Source organism: Streptomyces bambusae (assembly GCF_019400985.1).
Classification (GTDB): Bacteria; Actinomycetota; Actinomycetes; order Streptomycetales; family Streptomycetaceae; genus Streptomyces; species Streptomyces bambusae_A.
The window spans coordinates 1-10253 of the sequence record NZ_WTFF01000263.1; the positions used below are offsets into that span (position 1 = coordinate 1).

At 75.5% G+C, this 10253-nt stretch carries 8 protein-coding genes and 1 pseudogene; 7 read left to right on the forward strand and 2 right to left on the reverse strand.

What is annotated here, in order from left to right; genetic code table 11:
• The 3 genes from GPJ59_RS27630 to GPJ59_RS27640 form a co-directional block, all read left to right on the forward strand.
• On the forward strand, nucleotides 1-1337 hold a 1337-nt coding region (locus tag GPJ59_RS27630; RefSeq protein WP_219670417.1), incomplete at its 5' end, for an ATP-dependent DNA ligase.
• Between the two features lie 62 nt (nucleotides 1338-1399).
• Nucleotides 1400-2071 carry a helix-turn-helix domain-containing protein gene (locus tag GPJ59_RS27635; protein WP_258025008.1) on the forward strand — a complete coding sequence of 224 codons (672 nt, stop codon included), beginning with the start codon at nucleotides 1400-1402 and terminating at the stop codon, nucleotides 2069-2071.
• 54 nt (nucleotides 2072-2125) lie between these two features.
• Nucleotides 2126-2296: a DUF6126 family protein gene (locus GPJ59_RS27640; RefSeq protein ID WP_219670418.1), complete on the forward strand. Its 171-nt coding sequence runs from the start codon at nucleotides 2126-2128 to the stop codon at nucleotides 2294-2296.
• 54 nt (nucleotides 2297-2350) lie between these two features.
• Here GPJ59_RS27640 and GPJ59_RS27645 read toward each other — a convergent pair whose 3' ends face one another.
• A complete protein-coding gene (locus GPJ59_RS27645) occupies nucleotides 2351-3856 on the reverse strand; it encodes an MFS transporter (protein WP_308120519.1) in 1506 nt (501 codons plus the stop codon).
• A 151-nt stretch (nucleotides 3857-4007) separates the two neighbouring features.
• On the opposite strand from GPJ59_RS27645, the gene GPJ59_RS27650 reads away from it, so the two are divergent.
• Nucleotides 4008-7568 carry a S8 family serine peptidase gene (locus tag GPJ59_RS27650; RefSeq protein WP_308120520.1) on the forward strand — a complete coding sequence of 1187 codons (3561 nt, stop codon included), beginning with the start codon at nucleotides 4008-4010 and terminating at the stop codon, nucleotides 7566-7568.
• A gap of 67 nt (nucleotides 7569-7635) precedes the next feature.
• Here the strand turns inward: GPJ59_RS27650 and GPJ59_RS27655 are convergent, their stop codons facing one another.
• Nucleotides 7636-8172 (reverse strand): hypothetical protein, encoded by a 537-nt coding sequence (locus tag GPJ59_RS27655; RefSeq protein WP_219670421.1) that lies wholly within the window; start codon nucleotides 8170-8172, stop codon nucleotides 7636-7638.
• A 107-nt stretch (nucleotides 8173-8279) separates the two neighbouring features.
• On the opposite strand from GPJ59_RS27655, the gene GPJ59_RS27660 reads away from it, so the two are divergent.
• The 3 genes and pseudogenes from GPJ59_RS27660 to GPJ59_RS27670 all read left to right on the forward strand — a co-directional run.
• Nucleotides 8280-9026: a serine hydrolase gene (locus GPJ59_RS27660; protein ID WP_219670422.1), complete on the forward strand. Its 747-nt coding sequence runs from the start codon at nucleotides 8280-8282 to the stop codon at nucleotides 9024-9026.
• A gap of 95 nt (nucleotides 9027-9121) precedes the next feature.
• Nucleotides 9122-9637 (forward strand): protein-tyrosine phosphatase family protein, encoded by a 516-nt coding sequence (locus GPJ59_RS27665; protein WP_219670423.1) that lies wholly within the window; start codon nucleotides 9122-9124, stop codon nucleotides 9635-9637.
• A 192-nt stretch (nucleotides 9638-9829) separates the two neighbouring features.
• A pseudogene (locus tag GPJ59_RS27670) lies at nucleotides 9830-10253 on the forward strand (hypothetical protein); the annotation flags it as partial.

The following is a 10253-nucleotide window of genomic DNA, read 5'->3' on the forward strand; positions in this document are numbered from 1 at the left end:
CGGCCCAGGAGCCCGGCCTGACCGTCGCGGACGTCGACGCGGCCGTCGGCGCGCTGGCGGCGGTCGCCGGCCCCGGGGCGCAGGCGGAGCGGCGGCGGATCCTGGAGGGTCTGCTCGGCGCGGCGACCGAGGACGAACAGCGGTTCCTGCGCAGCCTGCTGTCCGGGGAGGTGCGCCAGGGCGCCCTCGACGCGGTGGCCCTGGACGGCGTGGCGGCCGCGGCCGGGGTGCCGGCCGCCGACCTGCGCCGGGCGGTGATGCTCGACGGCTCGCTGCCGCGGGTGGCGGGGGAGGTGCTGGCCGAAGGGCCGGACGCCTTGCGGCAGTTCACGCTCCGGGTCGGCCGGCCCGTGCAGCCGATGCTGGCGAACACCGCCGGGTCGCTGGCCGAGGCGCTGGCCGCACTCGGCCCGTCCAGCCTGGAGGAGAAGCTGGACGGGATCCGGGTGCAGGTGCACCGGGACGGGGCCGAGGTGGGCGTGTACACCCGCTCGCTGGACGAGATCACCGGCCGGCTGCCGGAGGTCGCGGAGCTGGCCCAGGCCCTGCCGGGGGACCGGTTCGTCCTGGACGGCGAGGTCATCGGCCTGGGCCCGGACGGGCGGCCCGTGCCCTTCCAGGAGGTGGCGAGCCGGGTGGGCTCCCGGCTGGACGTGTCAGCCGCCCTGCGGACGCTGCCGCTCACGCCGTACTTCTTCGACGTCCTGGCCGCCGACGGCGAGGTGCTGCTGGACCTGCCGGCCCGCGAGCGGTACGCGGTGCTCGCCCGGCTGGTCCCCGAGGCCCACCGGGTCCGCCGGCTCGCCGTGGAGGACCCCGGGGCCCAGGCCGCGGCCGCCGAGGAGTTCCGGGCCGAGGCGCTGCGGCGCGGCCACGAGGGAGTGATGGTCAAGGCGCTGGACTCGCCGTACGCGGCGGGCCGGCGCGGACGGCAGTGGCTCAAGGTCAAGCCCGTGCACACCCTGGACCTGGTGGTGCTGGCGGCGGAGTGGGGGCACGGGCGGCGCACCGGCTTCCTGTCCAACCTCCACCTGGGCGCGCGGGCGGCGGACGGGACCTTCGCGATGCTCGGCAAGACCTTCAAGAGGCTCACCGACGAGATGCTGGCCTGGCAGACGCAGCGCCTGCGCGCCCTGGCGACGGAGGACGACGGCTTCACCGTCCGGGTCCGCCCCGAGCTGGTGGTGGAGATCGCCTACGACGGCCTCCAGCGCTCCCCGCGCTACCCGGCGGGCGTGGCCCTGCGCTTCGCCCGCGTACTGCGCCACCGCCCGGACAAGTCGGCGGCGGAGGCCGACACGGTCGAGACGGTCCTGGGCGCCAGGCGGCCCGGCTGAGAGGTTTTGCCTCAGAGGCAAGACGGTTTGCCCATGAGGTAAAGCTCTGGCTCAATCGGGGCATGAACACCGGTTCTGCCCCCGGTCCCGCCGACGCGGGCGACGTCCCCGACGACCGTACCGCCTACGACGACGCCCCCGACGAGCTGCCCGCCGTGGCCCCGCAGCTGCGGGCCCTGCGCCGACGGGCCGGGCTGACGCTGGAGGCCGCCGCCGCGCGGGCCCGGCTCTCGCCCGCCCACCTGTCCCGCCTGGAGACCGGGCAGCGCCAGCCCTCGCTGCCGCTGCTGCTCGGACTCGCCCGCACCTACGGCACGACGGTCTCCGAGCTGCTCGGCGAGACCCCGGCCGCCGCCGAACCCGTCGTACGGGCCGGCGGCCCCGGTGCCCGCGAGGCGGACGGGTGGACGTACTGGCAGGCCGGCGGTTCCGGCCGCGGCATGCAGGCGCTGCGGGTGCACGTGCCGTTCAGCCCCGGCCCCGCCGAGCTGGTGCGCGTCCACCCCGGTGAGGAGTGGCTCCACGTGCTGAAGGGCCGGCTGCGGCTGAACCTCGGCGAGGCCGAGTACCTGCTGGAGCCGGGGGACAGCGCCCACTTCGACTCGCTCACCCCGCACCGCATCGGCGCCGCCACCGGCTCCGGGGCCGACCTCTTGTTCGTCCACACGCTGCTGCAGAGCAGCCTCGCCGGGCTGTGCCTCGGCGGCGGCCCCGGCAGCGGCACCCGCCACTGAGCCGACCGTCAGACACCGCCAACACTGCCGACCCTCCGACACCAGGGAGAAACCGTGTCGCACTCCTCCGACGCCGCGCCGGAACCGCAGAGCCCCGTCCGGCGGCGCATCGAGTCCAAGTTCCCGCGGGGACTGGTGATCCGCCTGGTCGCCTACCTCTTCGTCGGCCACCTGTTCGCCTTCTTCGTCTACCTGCTCTTCGTCCTGGGGGCCAGCAACCAGTGATCCCGCGGCGACGGCCCTGCCCGCCACGAGGACGGCCGCGAGCGGCGCAGGCCGTCACGGGCCGGGCCGGTGCTCCGGTTCCCCGGGCTCCAGCGGCGGCGAGCCGACCGGGCACTGCGTGTGGCACTGCGGGTGGAGCGCGTCAGGCGCGGGCGTGCGGATGGTCGCCCAGGCCAGGGCCGCGCCCAGCACCAGCAGCCCCGCGCACCACCACATGGCCACGGCGAAGGCCTCGTCGAACTGGTCCGCCGACAGATAGGCGTCCGGCCCCATCCCGGCGAGCAGCGGCAGCGCCGCCACCGCCAGCAGTCCGGCCGCCCGCGCCGCCGCGTTGTTGATCCCGCTCGCCAGCCCCGCCCGCCCCGGGTCCACCGAGGCCAGCACGGTCGAGGTCAGCGGGGCCACCAGCGTCGTCATGCCCAGCCCCAGCACCACCAGCGCGGGCAGCACGTCCTGGACGTACGAGGCCCCGGGCCCGGCCCTGATCATCAGCAGCATGCCGGCCGCGCACAGCAGCGGCCCCACGGTCAGCGGTACGCGCGGCCCGATCCGCTCGCCCAGTTCCCCGGCCCGGGCCGAGAACAGCAGCATCAGGGCGGTGGTCGGCAGCAGTGCGGCGCCGGCCTGCAGGGCCGAGTAGCCGGTGACCACCTGGAGCTGGACCACGGAGAGGAAGAAGAACCCGCCGAACGCGGCGTAGACGCACAAGGTCACCAGGTTGACGGCGGTGAACTGCCGGGAGTGGAAGATCGCGGGCGGGATCATCGGTTCGGCCCGCCGCCGCTCCAGGGCGACGAAGGCGACACCCAGCAGCACCCCCGCCACCGCCGCGCCCACCACCCACCAGGTCGCGGTCCGCGCCTCGATCAGCGCGTACGTCACCAGGCCGAGCGAGGCAGCCCCCAGCGCCGCCCCGGCCACGTCGAACCGCCCGCGCGCCTGCGGATCCCTCGACTCCGGCACGTGCCGCAGGGCGATGGGCACGCACACCGCGGCCACCGGCACGTTCAGCAGGAACACCCAGCGCCAGCCCGGACCGTCCACCAGCCAGCCGCCGACGAACGGCCCCACCGCGGCGCCCACCCCGCCCAGCCCCGACCACAGCCCGACCGCCCGCGCCCGGTCCTCCTCGTGCAGCGAACCCTGGATCAGCGCGAGCGAGCCCGGGGTGAGCAGGGCCCCGCCGACCCCTTGCAGGGCCCGGGCGGCGATCAGCACGCCCTCGTTCGGGGCCAGGCCGCACAGCAGTGAGGCGGCCGCGAACCAGACCACGCCCAGCACGAAGACGCGCCGACGTCCGTAGCGGTCGCCCAGCGCCCCGCCGACCAGGATCAGCCCGGCGAGCGTCAGCGCGTACGCGTTGACGGTCCACTGCAGGACGGCGAGGTCGGCGTCGAGGTCCTGGCCGATCCTGGGCAGCGCCACATTGACGACCGTCGAGTCCAGCAGGGCCATGGTCGAGCCCAGCACCGTCGTGACCAGGATCCACCGGCCCCGCGCGCTCGCGAGCCGGACCTGTGCCCCGCCGGAGGCCGGCGCCCCCGGCCCACCCTTCTCCACCCCTACAGGCTCGCGGTCCTGGCCGGAAAGAGCCAGTCGGCGGCGTGGAACGCCTTCTTGTCCGGGACATGGCGACGGAATCACCATGACGCGCGCACGTCACGCACTTCCTTCCTGCACAACCTGCACACGTCGTACGAGGGGACACCACGTGGCACAAGGGACCAGACCGTTACGCGCGGCGCTCGCCGCCCTCACCTCCCTCCTGCTCCTCCCGCTCGGCGCGGGCGTCGCCGCCGCGGCGCCGGAACCCGGCCCGCGCCCCGGCCCCGCCGCCGAGCGGAAGATCGAACCCGAGCTCCGCGCCCAGTTCGACGACGGCAAGGGCAAGGCCGTCTTCTGGGTCTACCTCGACAGCGCAGCCGACCTCACCTCCGCCGCACGGCAGCAGAGCCGCGCGGGCAAGGCCGAGGCGGTCCTCCGGGCCAAGAAGGACCACGCGAACCGCACCCAGGCGGAGCTGCGCAAGGCCCTGGACGGTGCCGGGGCCGAGTACACCTCGTACTGGATCGTCAACGCCGTCCGCGTCGTCGGCAGCGGCAAGCTCGCCGGCACGCTGGCCGAGCGCCCCGAGGTCGCCCGGATCGACGCCGACGACAAGGTCACCCTCCCCACGCCCGCCGAGGGCCGGCGCGAGCCCGCCGCGGACGCCGTCGAGTGGAACATCGACCGGATCAAGGCGCCGCAGGTGTGGGAGCAGCTCGGCGTGCGCGGCGAGGGGATCGTCGTCGCCAACATCGACAGCGGCGTGGACCACACCCACCCCGCCGTCGCCGGCCAGTACCGCGGCAGGAACGCCGACGGGTCCTACAGCCACGCCTACAACTGGTTCGACCCCGCCGGCGTCTGCCCGGGCGCGGGGCCCTGCGACAACAACGACCACGGCACCCACACCATGGGCACGATGGTCGGCGACGACGGCGGCGCCAACAAGATCGGCGTGGCGCCCGGGGCCCGGTGGATCGCCGCCAAGGGCTGCGAGAGCAGCTCCTGCTCCGAGGCCTCCCTGCTCGCCGCCGGCCAGTGGATCGTCGCCCCCACCGACCAGGCCGGCCAGAACCCGCGCCCCGACCTCGCCCCGCACATCGTGAACAACTCCTGGGGCAGCTCGGTGCACGACGACTGGTACCGGCAGATCGTCGACGCCTGGCGGGCCGCCGGCATCTTCCCGGCGTTCTCCAACGGCAACTCCGGCCCGGGCTGCGCCACCAGCGGCTCGCCCGGCGACTACGCCGCCTCCTACAGCTCCGGGGCGTTCGACATCAACAACGCCATCGCCTCGTTCTCCTCGCGCGGCGCGGGCCCCGACGGCGTGGTCAAGCCCAACATCGCCGCCCCCGGCGTGAACGTCCGCTCCTCGATCCGGGGCGGCGGCTACGGCGCCTTCTCCGGCACCTCCATGGCCTCGCCGCACACCGCCGCCACCGTGGCCCTGATGTGGTCCGCCGCGCCCTCCCTCGAAGGCGACGTGGCCCAGACGGAGGCGCTCCTGGACGGCACCGCCCAGGACACCGACAACACCAGCTGCGGCGGCACCGCCGCCGACAACAACGTCTTCGGCGAGGGCCGCCTCGACGCGCTGGCCGCGGTCCAGGCCGCACCGCGCGGGCCCGTCGGCTCCCTGACCGGCACCGTCCGCTCCGGCGGGCAGCCCGTCGCGGGCGCCAAGGTGACCGCCGACGGCCCGATCGACCGCACGGCCACCACCGGCGCCGACGGCACGTACCGCTTCGCGGCCCTCTCGGTCGGCGACTACGCCCTGACCGCGGCCAAGTTCGGCTACGGCCAGGAGTCCGCGCAGGCCGCCGTCACCGAAGGCGCCACCGCCACCGCCGACTTCGCCCTCACCCAGGCGCCCTCCGGCAAGCTCACCGGCACGGTGTCCATGGCCGCCGGCCCGGCTGCGGGCGCGGTCGTCACGGTCGCCGACACCCCCGTCACGGCGACCGCCGACGCCGCCGGCCGCTTCGAGGTCACCCTGCCCCACGGCACCTACCGGGTGGACGCCACCCACTCCTCCCGCTGCGTCACCGCGGGCAGCAGCCAGGCGACCGTCGCCGGCGACACCACCGTGGCCGTCACCCTGCCCGAGCGCACCGACGGCTACGGCTACGCCTGCACGGGCGCGGGCGACCGTCCGTACGTCGCGGGCGACCGCAGGCTGGCGCTGACCGGGGACAACACCACCGAGCGGGTCGACCTGCCCTTCCCCGTCCCGCTGTACGGCACGACGTACGCGCAGGCCTGGATCGGCACCAACGGCACCGTCAGCTTCGGCGGCGCCCACACCGGCGACATCAACGGCAACCTGCCGAGCGCGGCCACCCCCAACGCGGCCCTCTACCCCTTCTGGGACGACCTCGTGGTCGGCGCGGCCGGCAGCGGCTCGGGCGTCCTGACCGCCGTGACCGGCGCCGCCCCGCACCGCGCCTTCGTGATCGAGTGGCGCGAGGTGGCCCACTGGTCCGCGCAGAGCGAGAAGTTCTCCTTCTCGGCGGTGCTCGGCGAGGACGGCACCGTCTCCTACCACTACAAGAACACCGGCGGCAGCGGCATCAGGGGCGGCTCCAGCGCCACCGTGGGCGTCGAGAACGCCACCGGCACCGACGCCTTCGCGTACTCCTACAACACCCCGGTGATCACCGACGGCCTCTCCCTCGCCTTCCGCACCACCAGGAGCGGGGTCGTCACCGGCCGGGTGCTGGACGCCAACGACGGAGGCGGCGTGGCCGGCGCGACCGTGACGGTCGGCAGCGGCGACACGGCGGTCACCACCACCACGGCGGCGGACGGCGGATACGTCGTCCAGAGCCCCGCCGGGGCGCGGACGGTCGCCCTCACCGCCCCGTCGTACGAAGGGGCCGAGGTCGCCGTGGAGGTCAAGGCGGCCGACGTCACCTCCGTCACCCGGTCCCTGCGGACCGGCAAGGTCACCCCCGCCGCCCCGGCGGTGGAGGTCGTCCTGCCGCCCGAGCAACTGCGCAGCCGCACCCTCGACCTCACCAACCCCGGCCTGGGCACGGCGTTCACGGTGACCGAGGACGCACCCTGGCTGTCCGTCACCCCGGCGGGCGGCGACCTGCCCACCGGCGGCAAGGCCTCGCTCGGCCTGACCGTGCAGTCGGCCGGGCTCCAGCCGGGCACGGTCCTCACCGCCGACCTCAAGATCACCTCGGCGAGCGGCCGCGCCCCGGTGCGCACCGTACCGGTCACGATCGTCGTGCCCCGCTACCAGGCCGCACTCGACGCCGGCGCCGCCTACCCGAGCACCGACGCCCTCGGTGACGGATGGTCCCCGGACCGCAAGTACACCGCCGGCTCCTTCGGCTACCAGGGGACCTCGTCGGTGAGGTCGACCGGGCGCACCATCGCCGGCACGGACGAGCAGCGGCTGCTGCGCACCGCCCGCGAGGGCATGTACGAGTACCGCTTCGACAACGTGCCCAACGGCACCTACACGGTCGAGCTCGGCTTCGCGGAACTCTCCGCCACCCGGCCGAACAAGCGGGTCTTCGACGTCCTGGCCGAGGGCAAGGAGATCCTGCCCTCGCTCGACATCGCCCTGGAGGCCGGCACCTATACGGCCCTGACCCGCAGTTACACGGTCACGGTCACCGACGGGGTCCTCAACCTCCGCTTCGTGACGCACAGCGGCTACGGCAAGCCGCTGCTGAACACCCTGCGGGTGACGGAACGCCCCGACCGCAGCTGACGCACCACCGGCACGCGGTGTGAGGGGGCGGGGCACCCGGACCGGGCGGCCCCGCCCCCGCCGCACCTCAGGCCCCGCGGGTCACATGGAACTCCCGGTCCAGGACCTGCGCGAGCCGCGAGCCTCCCCACTCCTCCACCCGGGCCAGGAAGCCGATCAGCTGCGTCTGGACCTCGTACAGCAGGTCCGGCACCCGGTCCACGCGCAGGGTGACGACCGCACGGCCGTCCGAGATCCGGACCAGCCGCCGGCCGAACTCCAGCACGGGAACCGGGCCGTGCCCCAGCCACGCCGGCTCCTCCCGCCGGGCCAGCGCCGCCCACTCGCGCCAGCTCTCCAGCCCGAAGCAGCACGACGGCGGGATCACGGCCCCGGTGCCCGGATCGCGCAGCCGGACCCCGCCGGGCGCCAGCAGGCCGTCGGCGGCGAGCAGCCGGCGCACCACGTCCCCGCCCCGGCCCTCCTCGTCGTTGTGGTCCGCGATCAGCTCCAGGGCGGCCGCGACCGCCGCCGCCGACAGGTCCCCGTCCAGCGCGAGCAGCTCGGCCCCGTCGTCGGAGAGCTCCAGCACCGCATCCATGACCCCGTCGCACCCGCCCGCCATACGCGCCTCCTGTGCACCCGCCCGGCACGGCATTCGGGTGGCCGCGCACCCCCGCGGCGGCCGCGTCCCCGGCCGGCCGCCCCGGCCCGGCTAACGTCCCGTCCATCATGACCACGCAGACCGACCGCCTCGCCGGCCTCCTGCTGTCCGCGGACGCGGCCTGGGCCGTCGGCGATGCCCACGGTACCGGGGACGCCGGCGCCGTAGGCGCGATCCGCCAGGACACCCCCTTCGACGTCCCCGGGCTCGCCGCCGTCCTCGCCGTCTGGCCCGCCGTCGGCCACCTCGTCGCCGACGGCGCCCTGAGGCTGCACACCCCGCTCTCCGCCTACTGGGACCGCCACCACCCGCCCGCCGGGACCACCGCCCACCAGCTGCTCACCCGCACCGGCGGCGCCGAGCGGCCCGACGCGGTCCTCGGCGACCTCGTCGAACACCTCACCGGCCGACCGGTCCACGCCTTCGCCGCCGAGCACGTCTGGCGGCCCCTCGGCATGACCCGCACCCGCCCGACCGACGGACCCGATCCCGTCCTGCGCTCCACCCTCGACGATCTCGGCCGTTTCCTGCACCACCTGTGCGAACCCGCCGGCCGGCCCGTGCCCCGCCCGTGGATCACCGACTCGCTGCGCATCCGCACCGGGGAACTCGCCCCGGCCCGCGGGCTGGTGTGGCAGCCCGTCGCACGCCACGAGCACCGCCACGACCTCTGGTACCACGCCGACGCGGCCGGCCCCGCCCTGTGGATCGCCCCGCGCGAGCGCCGCTGGGCCGCCCTGCTCACCCGTACGCCCGCACTGCGCGAACCGTTCCGGGCACTGGCCTTCCCGGGTGAGCGCGACAGCCGGCGGTAGATCAATTCCTGCCAGCAGAGCGCGCGTTCACTCCCTGTGCACCTCGTCGCCCCCCTAGCATGGTGGCCCGGGGGACGGACCGGTGAGAGGGACGCATGAAGAAGACCCGCCAGCAGGACCGCAACATACCCGGCCCGCAGACCCCGTGGAGTGAGATCGCCCCGGGGCTCTGGATGGGCGGCCACTACTGGACCGACGCCTCGGGCGCACTCCAGCCGGCCGTGGTCGGCTCCGAGTTCGACGTGGTGATCAGCCTGTTCACCGCCGACGGGCACGGGCCGGACTACGACACCGAGCACGTCATCGGCGAGATCCCCGACGCCCCACTGACGGCCGCTCAGATCCGGACCGTGCAGCGCCTCGCGCGTACGGTCAAGCACGCCATGGACGGCGGCCTCACCACCCTGGTGCGCTGCCACTCCGGCTACAACCGGTCCGGGCTGGTCGTCGCCCAGACCCTCATCGACGCGGGCCACGACCCCGACGAGGCCATCGACCTGATCCGCCGCCGGCGCTCGCCCTGGGCCCTGAACAACGACCTCTTCGCCGCCTACCTCGGCACCGGCCTGGACATCGCCGCCCTGCTGACCGACCTCGACGCCCCGGCCTGAACCGCCGCCGCCGGGCGTGAACGGCATCGGCGGACCGGCTCCCGGAGTGCGAGGCCGCCCGGGCGGTGGCCGCCCTCCGGGAGCCGGTCGCGGCAGCCGCGCCGGAGCGCGCAGGCCGCGACCACCCCGGGTACGCACAACTGTCCGATGCCCGCCTTGTAGGCCGTACACGCACGGTGCGATCCTGCCGGGATGACCGATCCCTATGCGCGGCTCGCCGCCGCGGCCGCCGAATGGGACGAGCTCGGCCCCCGGCTGGCTCCGGCGGCCATGCGCCAACTGGCCCTGCTGCTGGCAGCGTTACGGCTCGCGAAGGGTGACGCCTCGGAGCGGGCCGCGCTGCTGGCGGCCCGGCTGCTGGGCGAGCAACTGCCCGACCGGTTCCCCGGCGAGAGCCGGCTCGCCGCCACGGCGGGCACGGCGGGCACGGCGGGGGCGGGGGGGGCACCGGGGGGGGGCCCGGGCCGGGACCCCCGGGGCCGCCCGCGCCGCCCAGGCCGGCCCCGGGTCGGCCGGGGCCCCCCCTGTGCCCCCGGGGGGCGCCGGGGGCGCGGGCCGCTGCTCGGCGCCCCCCCGGGGGGGGGGGGCGCAGGGCCCCGAGGGGGGGGGCTGCCCG